We start from the raw sequence: 23,665 nt of genomic DNA, 5'->3' as shown, positions 1-23,665 counted from the left end.
TTTGTGAAGCCGACAGAACCAGGCGCGAAAGGCCGGGGATGAGTGAAGCGCCTTAGCCGAAATCAGCGCCGGTGAGCGTCGTCGAGTAGCGCCAGAGCCGGGTCGCGGCGTCCTGGTCCAGCGCCTGCGGCGGGATCCGCGCCGGCGCCGGATGTCCGCGCGTCTCCCCAAGCCTGTCGGGCCCGTAATACCCGCCGGGCTTCGCCTCCGGAGACGTGGCGGCGAAAAGCGTGGGCAGCGCCCCTTGCGCGGCCGGCTGGAACAGAAACCAGAGCGCGGAGCGCAACACGCCCGTGACGCTGAGGCGGCCGGGCGCGTTGTGCAGCAGGTCCGTGCGCGAGATGCCGGGATGAGCGGCGATGCTGACGACCCCCCAGCCGGCGGCCTCGCTGCGGCGCTGCAGCTCGAAGGCGAACATCAGGCAGGCGAGCTTCGACTGGGCGTAGGCCGTCATCGGCTGATAGCCCTTCTCGGCGTTGAGATCGCCGAAGTCGATCGCTCCGTTGCGCGCCGCGACGCTCGACAGCGTCACCACGCGCGGCTTGTGGCCGTTCCGCAGCAGAGGCGCGAGACGCCCGGTGAGCGCGAAGTGCCCGAGATAGTTCGTGCCGAGCTGCAGCTCCAACCTGTCCGCGGTCGCCATGCGCCGTGGCGGGGTCATGACGCCGGCGTTGTTGACGAGAAGATCGAGGCTGTCCGTGCGGGCCCGCATCCGGTCGCCGAAGGCGCGAACGGACGCCAAGTCGGCGAGGTCGAGCAGTTCGAACCGGACGTCCGACGACGGCGCCTCGCCGCGGATGCGCCCAACCGCCGCCTCGCCCTTCCGGGTGTCCCGCCCGGCGACGACGACCGCGCCGCCGGCGCGCGCCAGAGCGAGCGCGGTTTCGTAGCCCAGCCCGCCGGCGCCGGTGACGACGGCGGATCGGCCTTTCTGGGACGGCATGTCGGCTAGGGACCATTTCGCCATGGCGTCTTCGTTCTCCTTCAAAGGCCCGCGGTCGCGGGCTGGTCCCGGCGCCGGAACGGAAGCGCGGCGGTCGCCTCGCCGGTCAGCGCCAGGAGGGCGTTGGCGACCGCCGGCGCGATCGGAGGCACGCCCGGCTCGCCCATGCCGGTCGGCCGGGCGGTCGAGCGGATGATGTGCGTTTCGACCGCCGGCATCTCGTTCATCCGTAGAAGCGGGTAGCCGTCGAAATTGGTCTGCTCAACGACGCCGTCCTTGAGCGTGATCGCGCCGTGGAGCGCCGCGGAGAGGCCGTAGCCGACCCCGCCCTCCATCTGCGCCGCGATCTGATCGGGCGACACCGCGATCCCGCAGTCGACCACCGCGACGACCCGCCGAACCGAGGGACGGCCGCCCTCGAGCCGGACCTCGGCGACCTGACCGACGACCGTTCCGAAGCTTTCGTGGACCGCCATGCCGCGCGCCCAGCCGGCCTCGAGCGGTTCGCCCCAGCCGGCCCTGCGGCGAAGCTCGTTCAGCACGACGAGCCGCCGGCTCGCGTTCGCTTTTTCATAGAGCGCGCGCCGGTATTCGGCGGGATCACGGCCGGCGCGCCGCGCCAGCTGGTCGACGATGTGCTCCATCACCATGGCGGTGTGCGAATGCCCGACGGATCGCCAGAACCAGACCGGCGTCGGGGCGCTCGGCTCGAACAGCTTTCCATCCACGACCGAGGCGGTCGCGAAGTACGGCGACTCCCTCACGCCCTCGACGGTGAAGTCGTTTCCGATGAAAAACAGCGGCTGGGCGACCACATGATGGCGCCAGCGGGCGGGAAAACCGTCCGCGCCGATCTCCACCCATGCGCGGTGGTGCACCATCGGCCGGTAGTAGCCGCCGGTGATGTCGTCCTCGCGGGTCCAGATCAGCTTCACCGGACGCCCGTTCGTGCGCTTGGCGATCCGCAGGCATTCGATGAGATAATCCGCCGACAGGACCCCGCGGCGGCCGAAGGAGCCGCCGGCCGGCAGGACCTTGATGTCGACCTTTCCCGGAAGGGTGAGGGCGACGCGCGCGGCCTGGACCTGATCGATCGTCGGCATCTGCGATCCCGAGATGATCTCGACGCTCCAGCCGTCGATGCGGGCGACGCAGTCGGGGGTCTCCATGGGCGCGTGGGCGAGATAGGGAAAGTCGAACGCGAACTCCGCGGCGCCTTGGCCGAACGCGGTCTCGGGATCGCCGACGGTCTGGAAGGCGGCCGGTTTGACGTCCGAAAGGCCGGCCGCGATCTCGCGGTGTTCGCGGACGAGCTCGTCCGAGGAGCGCTTCTCGGCCGCGCTGTCGTCCCATTCGATCTTGAGAGCGTCGCGCCCCAGCTTGGCCGCGAAGGTGTTCTCGGCGACGACCGCGACGCCGCTCTCGATCGCGAAGACGTCGACCACGCCCGCGATCTTGAGCGCCTCGGCTGCGTCGAACCTCGCGAGCGCGCCGCCGAAGCGCGGGCTGCGCGCCACCATGGCGGTCAGCATGCCCGGCAGTTGGACGTCCTGCGTGTAGACCTGCCGGCCTGTGCTCTTCGGGAGGCTGTCCTTGCGGCGGACCCGATCGGTTCCGATCAGCTGGTAGGCCTCGGGCCGCTTCAGCTCCGGGGCGTCGGGCGGGGTCTGCCGCGAGGCCTCCTCCAGCAGCTCCGCGAAGCTGGCCGACATGCCGGAGTTCAGGTCGGACACGACGCTGTCGAGCACCACGAGCGATTCCTCGGGCGCGTCCCAGCGCTTGGCGGCGGCGGCGACGAACATCGCCCGCGCGGCGGCGCCGGCGTTGCGCAAAGTGTCCCAGGCGCCGGCGATCGAACCCGATCCGGCGGTGAGCTGAGGGCCGTAAGCGCGGAAGTTGCCGTGCGCGTCGACGACCCGGACGCGGTCCCAGTCCGCGTCAAGCTCCTCCGCCACCATCGCGGCGAGCCCGGCGTGGACGCCCTGCCCCATCTCCTGGTGCTTGTTGACGACGGTGACCCAGCCGTCCGCCGAGATGCGAAGGAAGGGACCGAACACGCTCGGTTCCAGGTCGTCGGCGCCGGCCTGCAGGACGGCGCCGATGGTCTCGACGGGATGGGTCGCGGCGTAGCCGACGATCAGCGCCCCGCCCACGAGCGATCCGCCGAGGATCAGCCTGCGGCGCGACATCTGGAAGCCGCCACGGGAGGCCGGCGCTTCGTTCACGGCGGGGCTCATGTCCGGCCTCCTTCGCCGTCGGCTTGTCGACGGAGCTGGCCCGCGGCGTCGTGGATCGCGGCGCGGATGCGGTTGTAGGTGGCGCAGCGGCAGAGGTTGCCGCTCATCGCCGCGTCGATGTCTCCGTCGGTCGGCGAAGGCTGTTCGCGAAGCAGAGCGATCGCGCTCATGACCTGGCCGGACTGGCAGAAGCCGCATTGCGGCACGTCGCGCCGCACCCAGGCGTCGCGGACGGCGTCGGCCTCCGCGCCGGCGATCGCTTCGATCGTCGTGATCCGGGCGGAGCCGAGATCGGCCAGCGTGAGCGAGCAGGATCGCGCGGGCTGGCCGTCGACATGCACCGTGCAGGCGCCGCAAAGGCCGGCGCCGCAGCCGTATTTCGAGCCTGTGAGCTTCAGCGTGTCGCGGAGGACCCAGAGCAGCGGCGTGCGTCCGTCCGCCTCGACGCGGTGAATCTCGCCGTTGATCGTGAGGGAATGCGCCATGGGATCAGCCCTCCCCGCCGGGCCGCCGCGGGGCGCGGCGCTGGATCCGGTACACTGTGGCCGGCGGCATGTTCGCGAGCGCGCGGCCAACGCGGCTGGCCTTCAGGCCGAGCCGATCGAGGATCGGCCGGGGCACCGGACAGTTCGGCCCATAGGTGAACTGGTAGAACGCGCCGCCCGGCTTGAGATGGCTGAACGCGCCGTCCAGAATCGCGATGACCTTGCGGGGCTTCATCGAGAGCAGCGGCAGCCCGCTCACCACGGCGCCGGCCTTCTCGCCGTCGAACAGCGCGACTTGACGCAGCGCCGAAGCGTCCATCCAGAGCGTGCGCGCTTCGGGGAAGCGAAGCTGCAGCAGCGTCGCGAACTCCGAGCCGGTCTCGATCAGGGCCAGCCGATGCTCCGGGACGCCGCGTTCGAGCAGCGCCTGGGTGAAGACGCCGGTGCCCGGCCCGAGCTCGATCACGGCGCCGACGCTTCTGTCGATCTCTGCGGTCATAGCCCGGGCGAGCGTCGCGCCGGACGGGAGAATCGCTCCCACGCGCAGAGGAGCGGTCAGCCATTCCCTGATGAAGGTGAGGCCGTCGAAGGTCGTCGTGGCGTTCATGGACTGGTCCTGTCGGTCGCGGAGCGGACGGGGGGAGCCGCTTCAGCCGCTTGGGAGCCAGAACCGTGAGGCGCCGGAAGGTTGCGTTGGATTGCGTGTTGTTAAGAGATGTTTTCGTCCGGAAACGACGCTCCGGCCGACGTCCGAATATTTCTTAACATCTCTCAATCCAACGCAACCGCGCCGCGGCGCATGGTTCCGGTCAGACGGCGAACGACCCGGAGGCTTCAGGGCCCGGGACGTCGCCAAAATGAAACCGGGAGCGCCGCATGAGCCTTTCGAAAGCGATCGTAGCCCGGCTGGTCCGTACGGGCTGCCTCGGAGCGTCGCTGATGCTCACCTCGGAGGCGCTGGGAGCCGTCGTGGTTTCCGGCGAACTAGTTGTGGCGGAGGTCGGCGCAGTCGCCGGGCCGGCCTGCGGAGGCGGGTCATGATCCGCTGGCCGAAGTGGCGAGACCTGCGCTGGCTGGCGCTGCTGCTGCTCCCGCTCCCCGCGATGATCGGCTACGCCGAGAGCCGCGACCCGATCGCCACGATGACCAAGATCTCCAACAGCGCCGCCAAGGGCGACCGCCTTCCCATGGCCGCCGAAGCGGGCGGCGCGCAGACGTTCTGCGCGCCGGATCCGCAAGGCCGCGCCGGGAGCGTCTGCGCCGGCCGGAGATAGACGAGATCGGATCAGGGAGCCCCATTCGCTGATCTGATTGGCGGTCGTCGGCAAGTCCCCACCGACGACCGCCAAGGCCACCGAAGGCGACCAGGAGCACGGGCGCCTTCGGTGGCCGCACGCCTTGCGGCGCGGTCGCGCCCACGCGGCTCCGCCGTCCCGCTTTTGAAAATCCGCCGCCGCATCCCGATATCAGGGCCACGATCGAACCCTGAGGAGACGGCGATGACCACTGCGACCGAGCGTGCGATTCTGGCGGGCGGGTGCTTCTGGGGCATGCAGGACCTGATCCGCAAGCAGCCGGGCGTGGTTTCGACCCGCGTCGGCTACACCGGCGGCGACGTCCCCAACGCCACCTACCGCAATCACGGAACCCACGCCGAAGCGATCGAGATCGTCTACGATCCGTCCGTGACGAGCTTCCGGCGTATGCTGGAATTCTTCTTCCAGATCCACGACCCGACCACCCTGAACCGGCAGGGCAACGACGTCGGCCTGAGCTACCGCTCCGCGATCTTCACTTTGGACGACGACCAGAAGCGGGTCGCCGAGGAGACGATCGCCGACGTGAACGCCTCGGGGCTGTGGCCGGGCAAGGTGGCGACCGAGATCGCGCCGGCCGGGCCGTTCTGGGAGGCGGAGCCCGAGCATCAGGACTATCTCGAGCGCTATCCCAACGGCTACACCTGCCACTTCATCCGCCCTAACTGGCGCCTGCCGGCGCGCGAGGAGGTCCGCCGCGCCGGCTGACCGGCCGCATCTGCCCGGACGCGGCGGCGCAACCGGCGCCGTCGTCGTAAACGCGACGTTAACCCTTGCGGAACACATCTAGAACAGGTAGATATCTGTTCATGATTTGTTTTTTGACGTCGCGGAGCCGGACATGTTGACCCGCAAGCAGTACGAGTTGCTGCGCTTCATCCATGAGCGGCTGAAGGAGACCGGCGTTCCCCCCTCGTTCGACGAGATGAAGGACGCGCTGGACCTCAAGTCCAAGTCCGGCATCCACCGTCTGATCATGGCGCTGGAGGAGCGCGGCTTCATCCGGCGCCTGCCGAACCGGGCGCGCGCGCTCGAGGTGCTGAAGCTTCCCGAGGCCGCGGCCCCGCCGGTGTCGCGCCCCGCCGGCCGCTTCACCCCCAGCGTCATCGAGGGCAATCTCGGCAAGGTCCGTCCGGCCCGTCCTCAGGCGGCGGAGGACGACGAGGACGAGCGCATGGTGGCGATTCCGGTCATGGGCCGGATCGCCGCGGGCGTGCCGATCGAGGCCATCCAGGCGAAGAGCCACACCATCGCGGTGTCGCCCGACATGCTTTCCGCCGGCGAACACTTCGCGCTCGAGGTGCGCGGCGATTCGATGATCGAGGCCGGCATCCTCGACGGCGATCTCGTGCTCATTCGCAAGCAGACCGTGGCGGACACCGGCGACATCGTGGTGGCGCTGGTGGACGACGAGGAGGCGACGCTGAAGCGTCTGCGCAAGCGCGGCGCCTCGATCGCGCTGGAAGCGGCGAACCCGGCCTACGAGACGCGCATCTTCGGTCCCGACCGGGTCGCGATCCAGGGCCGGCTCGTCGGGCTCATCCGCCGCTACTGATCGTCTTCGGCCGCCCGCTCGTCGGGCTCGTCCGGGTCGTCGGTGGGATCCACGGCGTCGGACGCAGCGGATGTCGGCGCGCGGCGCGGCGCGAACTGCAGTCGGAGGGCGTCGTCGGGCGGAGGGTCGAGGCCAGCCGGCGACCACGGCCGGTCGCTTCCGGGCGTTCGGGCGGCTGTTCCGACGAATCGGAGGCCGTCGCGCTTGAGTTCGAGCGCGCCTGTCGCGGCGAGCGCGCGGCGGTCGACGACCGCGGCGCGGTCGAAGCAGGCGGGCGGCGCTTCGAGCCGCGTCACCACCAACGTGGCGCGGCGGCAGTCCTCCTCGAACGCGCGCGGGTCCCAGACCAGCGCGGCGACGCCCCCGCCGCCAAGCGGCGCGACGCAGCCATAGGCGTCGCAGCGGCCAGCTCCCACGGCCCGGCGCGCGCCGGAGGACGTGCCCGGCGGCTCCTCGCCGTCGGCTGCGACCCAGACCTTGGCGGCGAAGCCGCTGCGCCCCGCGCCGACGAGCGCGAGCTTTCCGTCCGGTCCGCGCACCGCAATGGAGCGCCCGGCCGGGTCGATCACGACATCGGGCCGCGTCGGCCAGGCCGCAAGCGCGAGCGCGGCGAGAATCGGCGCGACGGCGAGAAACCGCAGCGCCGTCCGCCACAAGCAGAGCCAGCAGATTCCGAGCGCGAACAGGACGAGCGAGGCCTCGCCGAAGGCGCCGGTCGCGCGCTCCGCCCCGGGCCAGGATGCGACGGCTCGGGCGATCGCGAGCACGCCTTCGAGGCCGAGCCCCATCAGCCGCCACCACGGCCCGTCGAGCCCGAGCGGCGCGAACAGCAGTCCGCCGACCACGCTCGGCATCACGATCAGGCTGATCAGCGGCGTCGCGAGCGCGTTCCCGGCCAGCGCATAAGGCGTCACGCGGTGGAAGTGGTAGGCGGCGAAAGGCGCCGTCGCGAGCCCCGCGACCAGGGTGGTGACGAGCGCGACCGCCGCGGCCGTTCCGAGCCAGCGGATCGCCGCGCCGAGGCGCGTCGTGGGTTCGGGGCGTTCGCGCCGGCGCGGCCAAGCCTCGAACGTCGCGATCAGCGCGGCGACCGCGGCGAACGACATCTGGAAGCTCGGCCCGAGCAGCGCGTCGGGCGTCAGCGCCGTCACCGCGAGCGCCGCGAGGGCGAGGTTCCGCAGGGTCAGCGCCGGGCGACCGATCAGGATGGCCGCGAATACGACGGCCGCCATGAGAAAGGCGCGCTGGGTCGCGACCTCCGCGCCGGAGAGCGCGAGATAGAACGCTGCGCCGCCAAGAGCCGCGACGGCTGCGATCTGCTTCACCGGCCAACCGAGAGCGGCGGTCTGCGACAGCGCAAGCGCCGCGCGCACCAGCCAGAACAGCACGCCCGCGACCAGCGCCATGTGAAGGCCCGAGATCGAGAGGATATGGCTGAGGCCGGCGGCGCGCAGATCGTCGTCGACGTCCTGCGGGATGGGGCCGCGCACGCCCGTCACCAGCGCCGCCGCGACAGCGGCCTCAGGTCCGCCCCCGATGGCCTGGACCACCCGTTCGGTCAGGCGGGCGCGCAGGCGCTCGACCGCGGCGGAGACCCGCTCCGGCGCCGTCTCCTCCGCCGCCGGAGCGAGGCGCCGGACGTCCTTCGGCTGCGAACCGGTCGCGCCCACGCCCTGGAAGAACGCGACGCGCGCGAAGTCGTAGCCTCCGGGTCGCACCGGCCCCTGCGGGGCGCGCCAGAACGCGGTCAGCGCCAACCGGTCGCCGGCGTCGAGCGAAGGCTCCCGCCCGATCGTCACGCGCATCCGTCGCGGCGTCCCGGAGGCCTTGAGGTCGCCGAGCCGCTCGACCGCGACGGTCACGCGCCGCATGCCGCGGTCGCGGGGCTCGATGAGGACGACGCGGCCGACGACTTCGGCGCGCTGGGCGCGGGCGAGCTGCGGCGCCTCCGCCCGCACGGCCGCGATCTTCGCGGCGAGGAAACCGAACGCGCCCGCAGCCAACCCAAGCGCGACGCCGAGCGCTATGAAACGCCGCCGCGCCGCGACCACGCCCATGACGGCCGCTCCTGCGAGCAGGCCGGCGGCCCAGAGCTGCGGCTCTTCCGCCGCGGCGAAATAGACGATCACGCCGACGCCGAAGGCGACGGGGAACCAGAGCGCCGGACGCCCGAGCTCGATCTCTTCCGCAAAATGGGCCGCGAACCAGCCGCGGGCGGCCCGGAGGAGGCCAAGCGCGCCGTTCTCGCCGGCGCTGCGCGCGCCCGGCAGCGCGATCGCCCGCGCGCCCCGCTTCCGACCGTCGTAGCCCGGCTGCCCGCCCATGGCCGCGCTGTTTCCCCTGCTTGCGGCCCATGCTACACGGGCGCGCCTTCGCGCGAAGCGGCTTTGTCGCAAGCAGGCTTTTCACCCCCGAGCTGTTTTGAGACCGCCCGTGACCGAGAACGTCGTCACCCGTTTCGCGCCCTCGCCCACCGGCTTCCTGCACATCGGCGGCGCCCGCACCGCGCTGTTCAACTGGCTGTTCGCGAAATCGCTTGGCGGCAAGATGCTGCTGCGCATCGAGGATACGGACCGGGCGCGCTCCACCGAGGAGGCGATCGCCGCGATCCTCGACGGCCTGACCTGGCTCGGGCTCGACTGGGACGGCGAGCCGATCTTCCAGTTCGCCCGCGCCGCCCGTCACCGCGAGGCCGTGGAGCAGATGCTGGCGGCGGGCCGCGCGTACCGCTGCTACGCCACGGCGCAGGAGCTCGAGGAGATGCGCAGCCTCGCCCAGGCGGAAGGCCGCCCGCCCCGCTATGACGGACGCTGGCGCGACCGGCCGGAGAGCGACGCACCCACCGGCCGCGCCGCCGCCATCCGCCTCAAGGCGCCGACCGAAGGCGAGACCGTGGTCGACGATCTGGTGCAGGGCCGCGTCGTCATCCCCAACAAGGACCTCGACGACCTTGTGCTGCTGCGCTCGGACGGAACGCCGACCTACATGCTGGCGGTCGTCGTCGACGACCACGACATGGGAGTCACCCATGTGATCCGGGGCGTCGACCATCTGACCAACGCCGCCCGGCAGACCCAGATCTACGAGGCGCTCGGCTGGGCCGTGCCGAAGATGGCGCATATACCGCTGATCCACGGCCCGGACGGCGCGAAGCTGTCGAAGCGGCATGGCGCGCTGGGGGCCGAGGCCTACCGCGAAATGGGGTTCCTTCCGGCGGCGCTGCGGAACTACCTCGCCCGGCTCGGCTGGAGCCATGGCGACGATGAGATCTTCTCGACGGAGCAGGCGATCGAGTGGTTCGACATCAGGGACGTCGGGCGGTCGGCCGCGCGGTTCGACCTGGCGAAGCTGTCGAACCTCAATGGGCATTACATGCGTTCGACGCCGGACGACGAGCTGCTTGCGACGCTGAAGGCCTCGCTGCCCTATCTGCCGGGCGGCCCGGAGGCGGCGCGGCGGCTGGACGAGACCGGGCGCTGGCCGGCGCTCGCGACCGCCCTTCCCGGCCTGAAGGAGCGCGCGAAGACCCTTGTCGAACTGGTCGACGGCGCCCGCTTCCTGATCGACGCGCGGCCGCTGGCGCTGGAGCCCGCCGCCGAGGCGTTGCTGACCGACGACGCCCGCGCGCTACTGGCGAAACTCGCCGACCGGCTCGAGGGAATCACGGACTGGAGCGCCTCCGCGGCGGAGGACGCCGTGCGCGCTCTGGCGGAGGAGGCCGGCGTCAAGCTCGGCGCTCTGGCGCAGCCGCTCAGGGCGGCTCTGACCGGTCGCAAGACCTCGCCCGGCATCTTCGACGTGCTGGTCGCGCTCGGTCGTGAGGAGAGCCTCGGACGCATCCGGGATCAGGCGCGGTCGTGATCAAACATTGAAGACCGGCCTGCTCGCTTGCGCGCCACGCCCTATTTGCGCCGCAACAAAACTTGGGCTACGCCAATCGAAGTCCTCCTAAAGTCGTCCCTGCCCACGGCGCTTCCCTCCGGGGCCGGACGTCGCCCGCCCGAGGACTTCCATCGGCATCCCAACGACGAAGGGCATGGCGCATGAGCGACGCGAACGGAACGCTGAAGGTTGGGTCCGCCGAGCTGGACCTTCCCGTACGACACGGAACGGTCGGCCCGGACGTCCTCGACATCCAGACGCTTTACAAGCACACGGGCCTGTTCACCTACGATCCGGGCTTCACTTCGACGGCGAGCTGCGAGTCGAAGATCACCTTCATCGACGGCGACGAGGGCGTGCTGCTGTACCGCGGCTACCCCATCGACGAGCTGGCCGAGAACGGCGACTTCCTGGAGACCTGCTACCTGCTGCTGCACGGCGAGCTGCCGACATCGGCCCAGAAGGCCGAGTTCGACCGACTGGTGACGCGCCACACCATGGTCCACGAGCAGATGTCGCGGTTCTACTCCGGCTTCCGCCGCGACGCGCACCCGATGGCGGTGCTGTGCGGCGTGGTCGGCGCGCTGTCGGCGTTCTATCACGACTCGACCGACATCACCGATCCGGACCAGCGCGAGATCGCGGCCATCCGCATGGTCGCCAAGATTCCGACGCTCGCCGCCATGGCCTACAAGTATTCGATCGGCCAGCCGTTCATCTACCCGCAGAACGCGCTCGATTTCTCGGCGAACTTCCTCAACATGTGCTTCGCGGTGCCGTGCGAGGAGTACAAGGTCAACCCGGTCCTGGCGCGCGCCATGGATCGCATCTTCGTGCTGCACGCCGACCACGAGCAGAACGCGTCGACCTCGACGGTGCGTCTCGCCGGCTCCTCGGGCGCCAATCCCTTCGCCTGCATCGCCGCCGGCATCGCCTGCCTTTGGGGGCCGGCGCATGGCGGCGCGAACGAGGCGGCCCTCAAGATGCTGTCGGAGATCGGCACGCCTGACAACGTCGAGAAATACGTCAAAAAGGCCAAGGACAAGAACGACCCGTTCCGCCTGATGGGCTTCGGGCATCGCGTTTACAAGAACTACGATCCACGCGCCAAGATCATGCAGAAGACCTGCCATGAGGTGCTCGGCGAGCTGGGCATCAAGGACGATCCGCTTCTCGAAGTCGCGATCCAGCTTGAGCAGATCGCGCTCAAGGACGACTATTTCGTCGAAAAAAAGCTCTATCCGAACATCGACTTCTATTCGGGCATCACGCTGAAGGCGATGGGCTTCCCGACCGACATGTTCACCGTGCTGTTCGCCGTGGCGCGCACCATCGGCTGGATCGCCCAGTGGAAGGAGATGGTCGAGGATCCGAGCCAGAAGATCGGCCGCCCGCGCCAGCTCTACACCGGCGCCGCGCTGCGCGATTACGTCCCGATCGACCAGCGCCGCTGACCGCTCGGCCGAGCGCCGTCACGTCTGCGACGTCGAAACGCCCGCGGATCCCGCGGGCGTTTTTTCATTCAAGGTCCACGGCGCTTGGCGGCCCAGGCGGCCAGAGTGACCGCCGCGGCCCGTTCGGACGGCGCGACGCCGTCCGGCAGCCGCATGGCTTCGTCGAGCCTGCCGAGCGCGTCGCGTTGGGCGCGCCGCTCCGGCCCGTCGCGCAGAAGCGGCGCGAGCGCGGAGCACAGCTTCTCGGGCGTGGCGTCGCGATGGACGAGCTCCGGGATGGCCCGCTCGCCGAGAATCAGGTTCGGCAGCAGGATGAAGGGCGCCTCGATGCGGATGAACGGCTTCAGCAACGGCGCGAACCATTCGAGCTTGTAGGCCGCCGCCATGGGGACGCCGGCAAGCGCCAGTTCGAGCGTGACGGTGCCGGAGGCCGCGAGCGCAGCCTGCGCCTGCCGGAAAGCTGCGAGCTTCTCGGCCTCGCCCGTCACGATGGTCGGCTTCAGCGGCCAGCGTTCCGACATGCGGGTGATCTCCGGCGCGAGGCCGGGCGTGGTCGGTACGGTGACGGCGGCGGTCTTCGCGTCTAGCCCAAGTCGGTTCAGGGCCTCGCCGAACAGCGGCATGTGCCGATGGGCGACGCCCGCACGGCTGCCGGGCAGCACGACGAGGCGCGCCAATCCTTCGGCGCCGATGTCGGCGCGCTCGCCCGGTCCTGGACGCAGCTCGCCCAACCGCTCGATCAGCGGATGGCCGACATAGGTGCAGGCCGGTCCGCCGAGGCGCCGGTGCGCCTCCGGCTCGAACGGCAGCAGCGCCAGGACATGATCGACATAGGGCCGCATGGCCGCCGCGCGCCCCGGCCGCCAGGCCCACACGCTCGGCGACACGTAGTCGACGATCGCGAGGTCCGGCAGCGTCGCGCGGACGAGCCGCGCCACACGGTGGGTGAAATCAGGGCTGTCGACGATGACGAGCAGGTCGGGCCGCCGTGCGATGACGGCGTCGGCGGTCTGCCGGATGCGGCGGAGCAGCGTCGGAAGCCGCGCGATGACGGGACCGATCCCCATCACCGCGATGTCGTCCATCGCGAACAGGGTTTCGACGCCTTCCGAGAGCATGCGCGGCCCGGCGACGCCGAAGAACGCGGCGTCTGGCGGCAGCCTCGCCCTCAGCGCGCGGACGAGGTCGGCGCCCAGCGCGTCGCCGGACCGCTCCCCTGCGACGACCGCGACCGACCTCGGCGTCATGGCGCGCCGAACGCCGCCTGCGGCACGCCCGCGAGAAATAGGCCGGAGCTGTCCGCAAGCTCGATGATCCGGGCGCGTTCGGCGAGAAGCACGCCGCCCGCCGCCACGGCGACGCCGGTAAGCCCGGCAGCGGCCGCGAGTTCGATCGTCCGCGGCCCGATCGCGGGAAGATCCACGCGCAGGTTCTGTCCGGGCTTCGGCGCCTTCACCAGCACGCCGCCCCGCCCCTCGCGCTTGATCCGGCCTTTCTCCACCAGCCGGGCCACGCGCCGCAGCATCATGTCGGTGCCTTCCGCAGCCTCGACCGCGACGATGCGCCGCCCGATGGCGACCGCGGCCTGGCCGACGTCGTGAGGCCCGAGCGCCGCAAGCACGGCGAGGCCCGCCGCGACCGAAGTCGCGTCGGCCGCGGTGGCGTCGCGCGCGCCGAGCAGGCCTTCCGAAGCGGTCAGGCCGGGCGCCGCCTCATGGGCGCCGATCACCTCGTAACCCCGCGCCGCGAGAAAGCCGGTCACGCCGCTCAGCAGGTGATCGTCGCCGGCCGACATCAGCCGCCGGATCTCGGGCATGCTGATCAGCCCGGTCATGTCGAGGCGGATGTCGCGTAGCGCCGGCCGCTGGACACCCCCAACAAGCACGAGCTGCTTCACGCCCGCCTTTTCGAGCAGCTTGAGCAGCTTGCCGATCTCGCCGAAGCCGAGCCAGGCGTGGGGGTAGCGCTCGATTCCCTTGTCGGCGGAGCCGCGGAGCGCGATGAGGAACACGTCCCGGCCGGCGGCGTGGGCGCCTTCCGCGACCTCGAGCGGCAGCGAGCCTGAGCCGCAGATCAGGCCGAGCGGAGGAAGCGTCACGCTCGCGCCGCCGCGTCGCCGGACTGCGGCGTGCAGATCGCGCGCTCGCCGCCGGTCTGGAGAAAGGCGACCATCCGCTCGACCAGCGGGGAGCCGGCATGCTCGGCGGCGACCGCGGCGGTTCGTTCCGCGAGCGTGCCTTCGGACGATTCGAACACGCTGCGGAAGGCGCGGCGCAGCGCGTGGATGGCGTCGCGCTCGAAGCCGCGCCGCCTGAGGCCGACGATGTTGAGGCCGGCGAGGGTCGCGCGGTTGCCGGTCGCCATGCCGAAGGGGATCAGGTCGTTCTCAAGCCCCGTCAGGCCGCCGACAAAGGCGTGCGCGCCGATGCGGACGTTCTGGTGCGCGGCCGACCCGCCGCCGAGGATCGCGAAGTCGCCGATCGTCACGTGGCCCGCCACCATGACGTTGTTGACGAGGATGACGTCGTTTCCGATCCGGCAGTCGTGGGCGACGTGCGATCCCGCGAGCAGGGCGCAGCGGTCGCCGATTTCGGTGAGCATGCCGCCGCCCTCGGTGCCCGGATTTATCGTCACGTTCTCGCGGATCAGAGCGTCGCGGCCGATCACGAGCCGGCTGGGCTCGCCCCGGTACTTCAGGTCCTGCGGCTGGTGCCCGACCGACGCGAACGGGAAGATCTGCGCGCCCTCCCCGATCACAGTGCGGCCGTCGACGGCGACGTGGCTGCGGAGCACGGAGCCCGCGCCGATCTCGACCTCGGGGCCGATGGCGCAGAACGGACCGACGACCACGTCGTCAGCCAGCCGCGCGCCTTCCGCGACGAAGGCGGTCGGATGGATTTCAGGCATCAGGTCTCCTGAACCGGAAGGATCAATCGTGGACGAGCATGGCGGAGACCTCCGCCTCGCAGACTATCTTGCCCTCGACCTTCGCTTCTCCGCGGAACCACCACATGTTCCCGCGCTTCTTGATCTGGGTCATGTGGTAGCGGACCACATCGCCCGGCACGACCGGCTTGCGGAACTTGGCCTTGTCGATCGTCATGAAGTAGACGATCCGCGGCGAACCGGGCGCGACGCGCGCCGAAACGCACATCGCGCCGGCCGTCTGCGCCATGCCCTCGATCAGCAGCACGCCTGGCATCACCGGCGACTGCGGGAAATGGCCCTGAAAGTGCGGCTCGTTGAAGGTGACGTTCTTGATCCCGACGCCCGAGCGGTCGCCGTCGATCTCCTCGATCCTGTCGACGAGCAGAAACGGATAGCGGTGCGGCAGGTAGGCCATGATGGTGTGAATGTCGATGGCGCTCAGCGTCCTGGGCGTCTCGTCGGCCTTGGCTTCCAAATCGGTCATGATGGGGAACCTTCAGGCGCCTCGGACTGCGGCCGGGACCGGCCTTCCGAAGCGATGCGCTTCAATGTCGTCATTTCGCGAAACCAGTCGCGAACGGGTTTGGCGGGCGTCCCGCCCCAGCGCGCGCCGGGCGGAACGTCCTCGCGGACGTTGCTGGAGCCTGCGATCTGCGCGCCCATCCCGATGCGGACATGGCCGACCACGCCGACATGGCCGCCGAGCACCACGAAGTCCTCAAGCGTGACGCTGCCGGAGATGCCGACCTGCGAGACGATCACGCAGTGGCGCCCCACGACGACGTTGTGGGCGATCTGCACGAGGTTGTCGATCTTGGAGCCTTCGCCGATGACGGAGTCGCGGTTGGCTCCCCTGTCGATGGTGGTGTTGGCGCCGATCTCGACGTCGTCCTGAATCACCACGCGCCCGATCTGAGGCACTTTCAGATGGCCGCCGGGACCCATGGCGAAACCGAATCCGTCCTGCCCTATACGCGCGCCCTGATGCAGGATCACGCGGTCGCCGATCAGGGCGTGGACGACGGTGGCGCCGGGACCGAGCACGCTGTCGCGCCCTATGCGAACGTCGGGACCGACGACGGCGTTGGCGCAGATCACGGCGCCGCGGCCGATCTCGGCGCGCGGGCCGACGACGGCGCCGGGGTCGATCGTGACGTCCGGCTCGAGCCGCGCGTCGGGATGCACGATCGCGCCGGGCGCGACGCCCGCTCCGAACACCGGCTGCGGACGGGAGGCGGCGGGGTAAAGCGCCGCGGCCACGCGCGCGAAGGCGCGGTAGGGCTCCGGCGACACAAGCGCGACCAGCCCGGCCGGCGCGCGGTCCAGAAATTTCGGCGCGAGCAGACAGGCCCCTGCCCGGCTTTCGGCGAGGTCGGCGGCATAGGCGGGATTGTCGAGGAATGTGAGATCGGCCGGCCCGGCGCGGTCGATCGGACCGATCCCGGAGATCGCGAGCCCCTCCGCGGAGCCGGCGGCGAGCGTCGCCCCGGTGATCGACAGCAGCCGGTCGACGTCGAGCGGTTCGGGCTTGGAAAAGAAACGCGGTTCGATCATGTCGCTCGATCGGCGGGGCCGCCGACGAGAAACGGGCGGCGAAGCAATGGCTCGCCGCCCGTTTAGAAGATTTTTGGTCCGGCCGAAAGCCGTCTGTTAGAAGCGCGTACCGCCCGAGAAGCGGAACACCTGCGTCTCGTCGTACTTCTCCTTCGACAGCACCTTGGCGAAGTCGAAGCGGATCGGGCCAAGCGGCGAGGTCCAGAGCAGCGAGGCGCCGACCGAAGAGCGAATCTTCTTGCTGTCGCGATCGTTCACTTCGATGCCGCGATAGTCCGTGACGCCCTCGTAGCCGAACACCGTGCCGGCGTCCGCGAACACCGCGCCCTTCAGGCCCAGTTCCTTCGGAAGACCGTAGATCGGGAACTGCGCCTCGAGCGAGCCGCCGAAATAGGTGGTGCCGCCGAGCGGATCGTCGTTCGGGCTGCCTACAGCCAGATTGCCCGTCCCGACGTCGCGTGGGCCGAAGCCTTGCGGCTCGAAGCCGCGAACGAGGTCCGGGCCGCCCGAGAAATGGTCGAGCACGCGCAGGTCGTCCTTGCCCCAGGCGGCGATGTGGCCGCCCTGGACGCGCGCGATGCCGACAAGGTCGTCCCAGTACAGCGACTGGTAGTAGCGGGTGTCGAAGGTGGCGCGCAAGAACTGCACGTCGCCGCCGAGGCCGGCGATATCGCCCTTCAGCTCGGCATAGATGCCAGAGCGGGGATCGCGCGGGTTGTCGAGCGTGTTGTAGATCAGCGAGAGGCCGGCGAGAGAGGTGAGCGTCCTGCCCTCCGCCTCGAGCAGCGCGACCGACGCGCGATCATCGTTGAGAGTGTCGTCGGAGTTCCGAATGTCGTAACGGCCCGGGACGCGCAGATCCTGCTGATAGAGCTGGTAGCGCGTGCCGATCGTGATCTCCTCGGTGACGGGGAAGCCGAAGCGCAGCCCGCCGCCATAGGTGTTGATCCGGTAGGACGAGTAGTCGGTCTCGTCGCGCTCCTTGGCATAGAGATCGATGCCGGCGGAGACGCGCGATCCGAGGAAATACGGCTCGGTGAACGAGAAATCGAAGCCCTGCACGTTCTGGCCGAGCTGGGCCGCGATGCGGGCGTACTGGCCGCGACCGAGGAAGTTGCGCTCGCCGAGCGCGATCTCGCCGATGATGCCGTCCGAGGTGGAGTAGCCGCCAGCGATCGAGAACTCGCCGGTCGGCTGATCCTCGACGTCCACGTTCACGATGACGCGGTCGGGAGACGAGCCGGGCTCGGTCGAGATGCGGACGTTCTTGAAGAAGCCCAGCGCCTTGAGACGCCGCTCGGCGCGGTCGATGAAGATCTGGTTGTAGGCGTCGCCTTCGCCGAGGTCGAACTCGCGGCGCACGACGTAGTCGCGCGTGCGGGTGTTGCCGCGCACGTTGATGCGCTCGACATAGACGCGCGCGCCCTCCTCGACCACGTAGGTGAGGTTGATCGAGCGGCCTTCGAGGTTGCGGTCGCCGCGCGGGCGGACCTGCGCGAAGGCGTAGCCGCGCGAGGCGAGCTCGAGCGAAATCGCCTCGACCGACTTGTCGACGTCCTGAGCGCTGTAGACCGAGCCGGAGCTCGATACGACGCGGCGCTGCAGGGTCGAGGCGTCAATCTCGGCCACGCTCGATTCGACGTTCACCGCGCCGAAGCGATACTGCTGGCCTTCGTCCACCACGATGTTGATCGTGAAGGCGTTGGTCTCGCGGTTCAGATCGGCGTTGGCGGAGACGACGCGGAAGTCGGCGTAGCCGTGGTTCAGATAGAACCGGCGGATCAGCTCGAGGTCCGCGTTGATGCGGTCCGGGTCATAGACGTCCGACGTCTTCAGCCAGCTCAGCCAGTTCGACTCGGTGGTCGTCATCTGGTCGCGCAGGGTGCCGTCGGAATAGGCCTGGTTGCCCTCGAAATTGATCGAGCCGATGTTGGTCTTGCCGCCTTCCTTGACCTCGAACACGAGGTCGACGCGGCCGTTCGGCTGCGCGATCGTCTTCGGCTCGACGGTCGCCTCGTAGCGGCCGGAGCGGCGGTAGATCTCGCTGATGCGCTGGGTGTCCGCCTGCACGATCGCCGGGTTGAACGGCCCGCGCGGCTTGGACTGAACCTCGGCCGCAAGTACCGCGTCCTTGACCTTCGAGTTGCCCTCGAACGCCACGCGGTTGATGACCTGGTTCTCGCTCACCGACACGATGATCCCGCCGCCGGAGCGCGAGACGCGGACGTCGGAGAACAGGCCGCTGGCGTAGAGCCCGCGGATGCCTTCGTCGATGCGGGCCTGATCGAGCGGCCCGCCGGTGAAGTAGGAGCGCACGGTCTCGGCGTCGACGCGCTGGTTGCCGCGAACGACGATGCTGCTGGCGCGCTGGGCGTGCGCCTCGGAGACGCCTGCGACCCAGAAGCCCGTCCCGGCAACCACGGCCCCGACCGCGACTGACGACGCGACGGCGACGCGCCCGACAACTCGTACGATACGCTTCATGGGTTGACGGACCCCCGTGCCTTCCTGCGGACTCGCGCAAACGCTGAAATCCGAAGGACTTCGACGCTGGACGCCGATCGCTTCTATCGAACTTTTACGCACGTGCAAACTCGCTACTCGACACGATACCGACGTTTCATCGCGGCCGTTGCTGCGCAGCCACGCCCTCAAATTATTAGCCTAGCGACGAAAGGTGAACGATGTCGTTCCACGTCGCGAAGATCATCAGCATAAGCACCAGCGCCAGCCCGATCCGCATCCCGAACTCTTGCGCGCGGGCCCCGAGCGGCCGGCCCCGCAGCGCCTCCACGCCGTAGAACAGCAGATGGCCGCCATCGAGCATGGGAATCGGCATCAGGTTGAGCAGACCGATGGAGACCGAAAGAATCGCGGCGAGGTTGATGAGCGCCACGAATCCCAGTGTCGCCACGTCTCCGGAAGTCTTCGCGATCCGGATCGGCCCTCCGATCTGGTCCGCCGATTCCCGGCCGATCACCAGGCGCCCGAGATAGCGGGCCGTGCTCGCCACGACGAACCAAGTCTCCTTGGTGCCCTCGATCGTCGCGTCGATCGGCCCGAAAGTCTCGTGGCGGACGTTCGCCGTGCTCGTGGAGCGGGTCACGCCGAGAACGCCGATGCGCTGCTTGTTGCCGAAACCGTCGGTCATCTCCCGCTGCCGCGGCGTCGCCGCAAGCGTCAGCTCAGTCGAGCCGCGCTCGACGGTCAGCCGCAGCGTCTGACCGGCGCTCGTGGTCACGATGCGCTGCATGTCGGTGAACGAGCGAATCTCCTTGCCGTCGATCGCGACCACGCGATCGCCCGGCGTCAGCCCCGCCTCCGCGGCCGCGCTGCCCGGCTCGACCTGATCGACCACCGCGTCGGTCGACGGGCGGCCGACCGCCATGAACACGCAGGCGAAGATCGCGATCGCCAGCAGGAAGTTCGCGATCGGCCCCGCCGCGACGATGGCGGCCCGGCTCGCGAGCGGCGCGTAGAAGAAGCTGCCCTTGCGCTGCTCCGGCGTCATCCGCTCCAGCGCGTCCACGTCGGGCGTGCTCGCCGCGTCGTCGTCGCCCTTGAAACGGACGTAACCGCCGAGAGGGATCGCCGCGAGCCGCCAGCGGGTGCCGTGACGGTCGTCGAACCCGAACAGCTCCGGTCCGAATCCAATCGAGAACGCCATGACCTTCACGCCGGTCCAGCGCGCCACCAGGAAGTGGCCGAGTTCGTGGACGAAGATCACCAACGTCAGCACGAACAGGAATGGAATGACGTAACCAAGCGTCGCGCCGCCGGCGCCGAGCATTTCATTGAGGAAAGACATTCGCAGCCTCGATCGGCGAAGGCGCGCGACCGCGCCCCGTCCCGCACTTTAGTGCGCCGGAAGCGCATGCCCTGGCAAGCGCGCCGTCGCCAGGGCGCGCGCTTCCGCGTCGAGGGCGAGCGCTTCGTCGACGGTGGCGGGCTCGCCGGTCAGTCCCCGCCCGGCCGCGTCGGAGAGCGTCTGCTCGACGAGGTCGGCTATTCCGCCGAACGCGATGCGCCGGGCGAGGAAGGCCGCGACGGCGATCTCGTTCGCGGCGTTCAGCACGGCCGGCGCCCCGCCGCCCGCCGCCAGCGCCTCGAGCGCCAGCCGCAGGGCCGGAAACCGCGCGAGGTCCGGCTCCTCAAACGTCATCGCGCCGAGGCGCGCGAGATCGACACGCGCCGCTGGCGTGTCGAGCCGGCCCGGATGCCCGAGGGCATGAGCGATCGGCACCCGCATGTCGGGCGAGGCCAGACCCGCCGTCACCGCCCCGTCGCGGAAGGCGACCAGCCCGTGGATCACCGACTGGGGATGGACGACGACGCGGAGCCGCGCCGCTTCGACACCGAAAAGATGAAACGCCTCGATCACTTCGAGGCCCTTGTTCATGAGCGTCGCCGAATCGATCGTGATCTTCGCGCCCATCGACCATGTAGGATGGCGCAGCGCGTCCTCGGGGCGGGCCCGCGCGATGCGGGCCGCGTCCCAGGTTCGGAACGGCCCGCCGGACGCGGTCAGGGTCATCGCCTCGACGGCGTCGACGCTCTGGCCGCCGAGCGCCTGAAGCAGCGCGTTGTGTTCGCTGTCGACCGGCAACAGCGTCGCTCCCGCCGCGCCGACCTCCCGCATGAAGGCGGCGCCGGCGCAGACGAGGCATTCCTTGGTGGCGAGCGCCACTGCGCCGCCGCGGCGCACGGCCGCGATCGTGGCCGTAAGCCCAACGGCGCCCGAAATCGCGGCCATGGTCCAGTCGACGGGAATCGCCGCGGCGTCGATCACCGCTGAAAGGCCCGCGGCGGTTGTGACGCCGGAGCCTTCGAGCGCGGCGTCGAGCTCGGGCTTCGCCGTGGCGTCCGCGACCACCGCTCGGCGCGCGCCGAGGCGCCGGGCGACCGCCGCGAGCCCCGCGGCGTCGGAGTGGGCCACGACCGCCTCGACCTCGAACAGGGCGGAATGCCTCTCCAGCAGGTCGACCGTGGCGAGGCCGACCGATCCGGTCGCGCCGAGAACGGTGACACTGCGCCTGCCCTCGCCTGCGCTCACCACCGCATCAGCCCCTGCGCGGCGGCGTCCAGCCCCCCGCGCGAAAGGCCGATGATCGCAGCGAGCGTGGCCGCGACCAGAAAGCCGTCGAGCCGGTCCATGGCGCCGCCATGCCCGGGGATGATCTGACCGGAGTCCTTCGCGCCGAAACGGCGCTTGGCGCCGGATTCGAACAGATCGCCGACCTCGGTGGCGACGGCCACGGCGAACCCGACCACTGCAAGCGGCCAAAGGCTCTCGACGCCCCACCACGCCGCTACGCCGACCCCGAGCGCCGGGCCCGCCACGGCGCCGCCGATGGCCCCGGACCAGGTCTTCTTCGGCGACAAGGCCGGCGCGAGCTTGGGTCCGCCCACCGTCCGGCCCACGGCATAAGCCGCCACGTCCGCGCCCCAGACGACGGCGAACAGCCAGAGAATCGCGAGCAGGCCATCGGCCGGATCGGAGCGGAGGAGGATCGCCCCAAGAAACACCGCCGCGCCGTAGAGGACGCCAAATCCGGCGATCGTCGCGGGCCGGGCGATCGCGGCCGCGACGACCGCGCCGGTGAGCAACATCGCCAGTGGAACCGTCACTCCGACGTCCAGCCCGAGCGTGCGGCCGAGCGTGAACAGCGCCCCGGCTCCGCCAAGCGTGACCGCCACCACGCGCGCGGCGCGCCGGCGGGCGGCGGGGTCGGGGGTCGCGAGCCACGCCCACTCGACGCCGACGACGCAGCCGGCGAGCGTCCAGAACAGGCCGAACGCCGGTCCGCCGAGCCAGGCGATCCCGATCGCGGCGAGCGCGAGGATCACGCCTGACACGGTCCTGAGCGCGAGCTCGGAGGGGCGGCGCTGCGCCGCCGGCCCGGTCACGCGGAAACCTGCGCCGTACGACCGCCGTAGCGCCGGTCGCGCGCGCGGAACTCTGTGATCGCGGCGTCGAACGCGGCGCCGTCGAAATCAGGCCAGTGGATCGGCAGGAACACATACTCGGCGTAGGCCGACTGCCAGAGCAGGAAGTTCGAGATTCGACGCTCGCCGCTCGTACGGATCACGAGGTCTGGATCGGGAATGCTCGTGGTGTGCAGCCTGGCGGTGACGGCGGCGACGTCCACCTCCTCCGGCTTCAGCACGCCGGCGGCTACATCCTCGGCGATGCGCCGGGCCGCCGAAGCGATCTCCTGTCGGCCGCCATAGTTGAAGGCGACGACCAGCGTCAGGCCGTCGTTTCGTCGGGTGAGCGTTTCGGCTTCTTCGAGCAGCGCCTCGATGTCGCCGGGGAGGCCGGAACGCTCGCCGATGATCCGGACCCGCACGTTCGACCGGTGCAGTTCGGCGAGGTCGCGCCGGACGAACATCCGCAGCAGGTTCAAAAGGTCCATGACCTCGTCCTGCGGGCGCGACCAGTTCTCGGACGAGAAGCTGTAGACGGTGAGATATTGGACGCCGGCCTTGCCCGCGGCCTCGACCGCCCTGCGGAGCGCCTCGACGCCGCGGCGATGGCCCTCGACGCGCGGCAGGCCGCGCGACGCGGCCCAGCGGCCGTTGCCGTCCATGATGATTGCGACGTGGGAGGGCTCGGACGTCGTTTCGGCGGCCTCGATGGTCCAGCGTGGCGGATCGTTAGGAAGCATCGCGCCCGGAGCCGTTGGAAGGGTCAAGCCATCACAGCCCGCGCGCAGCCGTCTGCGCGGGACCGCGGACGTCACACCTGAAGGATGTCCTTTTCCTTCGCCACGAGCGCCTGATCGACCTCGACGATCGCGGCGTCGGTCGCCTTCTGAACCTGATCGGCGAAGCGGACCTGATCGTCCTCGCTAATGTCGCCGTCCTTCTCGGACTTCTTCAGCGTGTCGAGACCGTCGCGCCGAACGTGGCGCACCGCGACACGGGCGCTCTCGGCGTACTTATGAGCGATCTTGACCAGCTCCTTACGACGCTCGGCGTTCAGCTCGGGCAACGGAATGCGAAGGAGCTGGCCTTCCGTGATGGGGTTCAGGCCGAGATTGGCCTCCCGGATCGCCTTCTCGACGGCGCCCACCATCGAACGGTCCCACACCTGCACGTTCAGCATCCGCGACTCGGGAACGCTGACGGTGGCGACCTGGTTGAGCGGCATCTCGGCGCCGTAGGCGGAGACGACCACCGGGTCGAGAAGGTTCGCGGAGGCGCGGCCGGTGCGCAGGCCGGCGAGGTCGCCCTTGAGCGAGGTCACCGCGCCGTTCATGCGGCGCTTGATGTCGTCGAGGTCGAAGGATCCGGACATAGGCTTCAAGG

General features: G+C 70.0%; 22 protein-coding genes. 6 read left to right on the top strand and 16 right to left on the bottom strand.

Annotated features, from left to right (window positions below; translation table 11 throughout):
- Positions 1–52: 52 nt before the first annotated feature.
- Genes PKE78_RS13395 through PKE78_RS13380 form a run of 4 tightly spaced genes read right to left on the bottom strand, consistent with a single transcriptional unit; the run spans position 53 to position 4,272 of the window.
- Positions 53–967: an SDR family oxidoreductase gene (locus tag PKE78_RS13395; RefSeq protein ID WP_271201405.1), complete on the bottom strand. Its 915-nt coding sequence runs from the start codon at positions 965–967 to the stop codon at positions 53–55.
- Between the two features lie 17 nt (positions 968–984).
- The gene (locus tag PKE78_RS13390; RefSeq protein WP_271201404.1) at positions 985–3,180 is read right to left on the bottom strand and encodes a xanthine dehydrogenase family protein molybdopterin-binding subunit; all 2,196 of its coding nucleotides are present in this window, start codon (positions 3,178–3,180) and stop codon (positions 985–987) included.
- A complete protein-coding gene (locus PKE78_RS13385; protein ID WP_271201403.1) occupies positions 3,177–3,665 on the bottom strand; it encodes a (2Fe-2S)-binding protein in 489 nt (162 codons plus the stop codon). Before PKE78_RS13385 ends, PKE78_RS13390 begins: the two co-directional genes overlap by 4 nt.
- A gap of 4 nt (positions 3,666–3,669) precedes the next feature.
- Positions 3,670–4,272, bottom strand: coding sequence for a class I SAM-dependent methyltransferase (locus PKE78_RS13380; protein ID WP_271201402.1), 603 nt, complete (start codon positions 4,270–4,272; stop codon positions 3,670–3,672).
- A 269-nt stretch (positions 4,273–4,541) separates the two neighbouring features.
- On the opposite strand from PKE78_RS13380, the gene PKE78_RS13375 reads away from it, so the two are divergent.
- The 4 genes from PKE78_RS13375 (at position 4,542) to lexA (ending at position 6,536) form a co-directional block, all read left to right on the top strand.
- Positions 4,542–4,706 (top strand): hypothetical protein, encoded by a 165-nt coding sequence (locus PKE78_RS13375; protein WP_271201401.1) that lies wholly within the window; start codon positions 4,542–4,544, stop codon positions 4,704–4,706.
- A complete protein-coding gene (locus PKE78_RS13370; RefSeq protein WP_271201400.1) occupies positions 4,703–4,939 on the top strand; it encodes a hypothetical protein in 237 nt (78 codons plus the stop codon). The genes PKE78_RS13375 and PKE78_RS13370 overlap by 4 nt, the downstream gene beginning before the upstream one ends.
- A gap of 225 nt (positions 4,940–5,164) precedes the next feature.
- Positions 5,165–5,689 carry a peptide-methionine (S)-S-oxide reductase MsrA gene (gene msrA, locus PKE78_RS13365; RefSeq protein ID WP_271201399.1) on the top strand — a complete coding sequence of 175 codons (525 nt, stop codon included), beginning with the start codon at positions 5,165–5,167 and terminating at the stop codon, positions 5,687–5,689.
- Between the two features lie 133 nt (positions 5,690–5,822).
- Complete coding sequence (gene lexA / locus PKE78_RS13360) at positions 5,823–6,536, top strand: transcriptional repressor LexA (RefSeq protein WP_271201398.1); 714 nt, start codon at positions 5,823–5,825, stop codon at positions 6,534–6,536.
- Here the strand turns inward: lexA and PKE78_RS13355 are convergent.
- Positions 6,530–8,860 (bottom strand): ComEC/Rec2 family competence protein, encoded by a 2,331-nt coding sequence (locus tag PKE78_RS13355; RefSeq protein ID WP_271201397.1) that lies wholly within the window; start codon positions 8,858–8,860, stop codon positions 6,530–6,532. The genes lexA and PKE78_RS13355 overlap by 7 nt on opposite strands.
- 109 nt (positions 8,861–8,969) lie before the next feature.
- Between PKE78_RS13355 and gltX the strand changes: the two genes are divergently transcribed.
- Together gltX and gltA are read left to right on the top strand one after the other, a co-directional pair.
- Positions 8,970–10,397, top strand: a complete 1,428-nt coding sequence (gene gltX, locus PKE78_RS13350) for a glutamate--tRNA ligase (protein ID WP_271201396.1) — start codon at positions 8,970–8,972, stop codon at positions 10,395–10,397.
- Positions 10,398–10,579: 182 nt separating this feature from the next.
- Complete coding sequence (gene gltA, locus PKE78_RS13345; protein WP_271201395.1) at positions 10,580–11,872, top strand: citrate synthase; 1,293 nt, start codon at positions 10,580–10,582, stop codon at positions 11,870–11,872.
- Between the two features lie 68 nt (positions 11,873–11,940).
- Here gltA and lpxB read toward each other — a convergent pair whose 3' ends face one another.
- The 11 genes from lpxB to frr all read right to left on the bottom strand — a co-directional run bounded on the left by lpxB (position 11,941) and on the right by frr (position 23,654).
- Positions 11,941–13,119 carry a lipid-A-disaccharide synthase gene (gene lpxB / locus PKE78_RS13340; RefSeq protein ID WP_271201394.1) on the bottom strand — a complete coding sequence of 393 codons (1,179 nt, stop codon included), beginning with the start codon at positions 13,117–13,119 and terminating at the stop codon, positions 11,941–11,943.
- Positions 13,116–13,970, bottom strand: a complete 855-nt coding sequence (locus PKE78_RS13335; RefSeq protein ID WP_271201393.1) for an LpxI family protein — start codon at positions 13,968–13,970, stop codon at positions 13,116–13,118. The genes lpxB and PKE78_RS13335 overlap by 4 nt, the downstream gene beginning before the upstream one ends.
- A complete protein-coding gene (lpxA, locus tag PKE78_RS13330) occupies positions 13,967–14,779 on the bottom strand; it encodes an acyl-ACP--UDP-N-acetylglucosamine O-acyltransferase (protein WP_271201392.1) in 813 nt (270 codons plus the stop codon). Before lpxA ends, PKE78_RS13335 begins: the two co-directional genes overlap by 4 nt.
- 22 nt (positions 14,780–14,801) lie before the next feature.
- Positions 14,802–15,284, bottom strand: a complete 483-nt coding sequence (gene fabZ / locus PKE78_RS13325; protein ID WP_271201391.1) for a 3-hydroxyacyl-ACP dehydratase FabZ — start codon at positions 15,282–15,284, stop codon at positions 14,802–14,804.
- Positions 15,281–16,354, bottom strand: a complete 1,074-nt coding sequence (lpxD, locus tag PKE78_RS13320; RefSeq protein ID WP_271201390.1) for a UDP-3-O-(3-hydroxymyristoyl)glucosamine N-acyltransferase — start codon at positions 16,352–16,354, stop codon at positions 15,281–15,283. The genes fabZ and lpxD overlap by 4 nt, the downstream gene beginning before the upstream one ends.
- 96 nt (positions 16,355–16,450) lie before the next feature.
- Positions 16,451–18,838: an outer membrane protein assembly factor BamA gene (gene bamA, locus PKE78_RS13315; RefSeq protein ID WP_271201389.1), complete on the bottom strand. Its 2,388-nt coding sequence runs from the start codon at positions 18,836–18,838 to the stop codon at positions 16,451–16,453.
- A 175-nt stretch (positions 18,839–19,013) separates the two neighbouring features.
- Positions 19,014–20,162, bottom strand: coding sequence for an RIP metalloprotease RseP (rseP, locus tag PKE78_RS13310; protein WP_271201388.1), 1,149 nt, complete (start codon positions 20,160–20,162; stop codon positions 19,014–19,016).
- Between the two features lie 48 nt (positions 20,163–20,210).
- Positions 20,211–21,407, bottom strand: a complete 1,197-nt coding sequence (dxr, locus tag PKE78_RS13305) for a 1-deoxy-D-xylulose-5-phosphate reductoisomerase (RefSeq protein ID WP_271201387.1) — start codon at positions 21,405–21,407, stop codon at positions 20,211–20,213.
- Entirely contained in the window at positions 21,404–22,261 is an 858-nt protein-coding gene (locus PKE78_RS13300; protein ID WP_271201386.1) for a phosphatidate cytidylyltransferase, read from the bottom strand. The genes dxr and PKE78_RS13300 overlap by 4 nt, the downstream gene beginning before the upstream one ends.
- Entirely contained in the window at positions 22,258–23,022 is a 765-nt protein-coding gene (locus PKE78_RS13295) for an isoprenyl transferase (RefSeq protein WP_271201385.1), read from the bottom strand. The genes PKE78_RS13300 and PKE78_RS13295 overlap by 4 nt, the downstream gene beginning before the upstream one ends.
- Before the next feature lie 71 nt (positions 23,023–23,093).
- Positions 23,094–23,654 carry a ribosome recycling factor gene (gene frr, locus PKE78_RS13290; protein WP_271201384.1) on the bottom strand — a complete coding sequence of 187 codons (561 nt, stop codon included), beginning with the start codon at positions 23,652–23,654 and terminating at the stop codon, positions 23,094–23,096.
- Positions 23,655–23,665 lie beyond the last annotated feature (11 nt).

Source organism: Methylopila turkensis, from assembly GCF_027922325.1.
Classification (GTDB): Bacteria; Pseudomonadota; Alphaproteobacteria; order Rhizobiales; family Methylopilaceae; genus Methylopila; species Methylopila turkensis.
Note: the sequence above shows the minus strand (reverse complement) of the source record. Positions and strands in the feature narration are given on the sequence as shown.

What these genes read in the sequence shown, in the direction of transcription:
- bamA (WP_271201389.1), bottom strand. Translation starts at nt 18,838, where the DNA reads ATGAAGCGTATCGTACGAGTTGTCGGGCGCGTCGCCGTCGCGTCGTCA.
- frr (WP_271201384.1), bottom strand. Translation starts at nt 23,654, where the DNA reads ATGTCCGGATCCTTCGACCTCGACGACATCAAGCGCCGCATGAACGGC.
- gltA (WP_271201395.1), top strand. Translation starts at nt 10,580, where the DNA reads ATGAGCGACGCGAACGGAACGCTGAAGGTTGGGTCCGCCGAGCTGGAC.
- PKE78_RS13380 (WP_271201402.1), bottom strand. Translation starts at nt 4,272, where the DNA reads ATGAACGCCACGACGACCTTCGACGGCCTCACCTTCATCAGGGAATGG.
- PKE78_RS13385 (WP_271201403.1), bottom strand. Translation starts at nt 3,665, where the DNA reads ATGGCGCATTCCCTCACGATCAACGGCGAGATTCACCGCGTCGAGGCG.
- PKE78_RS13370 (WP_271201400.1), top strand. Translation starts at nt 4,703, where the DNA reads ATGATCCGCTGGCCGAAGTGGCGAGACCTGCGCTGGCTGGCGCTGCTG.
- PKE78_RS13355 (WP_271201397.1), bottom strand. Translation starts at nt 8,860, where the DNA reads ATGGGCGGGCAGCCGGGCTACGACGGTCGGAAGCGGGGCGCGCGGGCG.
- lexA (WP_271201398.1), top strand. Translation starts at nt 5,823, where the DNA reads ATGTTGACCCGCAAGCAGTACGAGTTGCTGCGCTTCATCCATGAGCGG.
- rseP (WP_271201388.1), bottom strand. Translation starts at nt 20,162, where the DNA reads ATGTCTTTCCTCAATGAAATGCTCGGCGCCGGCGGCGCGACGCTTGGT.
- PKE78_RS13395 (WP_271201405.1), bottom strand. Translation starts at nt 967, where the DNA reads ATGGCGAAATGGTCCCTAGCCGACATGCCGTCCCAGAAAGGCCGATCC.
- PKE78_RS13295 (WP_271201385.1), bottom strand. Translation starts at nt 23,022, where the DNA reads ATGCTTCCTAACGATCCGCCACGCTGGACCATCGAGGCCGCCGAAACG.
- lpxB (WP_271201394.1), bottom strand. Translation starts at nt 13,119, where the DNA reads ATGACGCCGAGGTCGGTCGCGGTCGTCGCAGGGGAGCGGTCCGGCGAC.
- msrA (WP_271201399.1), top strand. Translation starts at nt 5,165, where the DNA reads ATGACCACTGCGACCGAGCGTGCGATTCTGGCGGGCGGGTGCTTCTGG.
- PKE78_RS13390 (WP_271201404.1), bottom strand. Translation starts at nt 3,180, where the DNA reads ATGAGCCCCGCCGTGAACGAAGCGCCGGCCTCCCGTGGCGGCTTCCAG.
- lpxA (WP_271201392.1), bottom strand. Translation starts at nt 14,779, where the DNA reads ATGCCTGAAATCCATCCGACCGCCTTCGTCGCGGAAGGCGCGCGGCTG.
- lpxD (WP_271201390.1), bottom strand. Translation starts at nt 16,354, where the DNA reads ATGATCGAACCGCGTTTCTTTTCCAAGCCCGAACCGCTCGACGTCGAC.
- fabZ (WP_271201391.1), bottom strand. Translation starts at nt 15,284, where the DNA reads ATGACCGATTTGGAAGCCAAGGCCGACGAGACGCCCAGGACGCTGAGC.
- PKE78_RS13375 (WP_271201401.1), top strand. Translation starts at nt 4,542, where the DNA reads ATGAGCCTTTCGAAAGCGATCGTAGCCCGGCTGGTCCGTACGGGCTGC.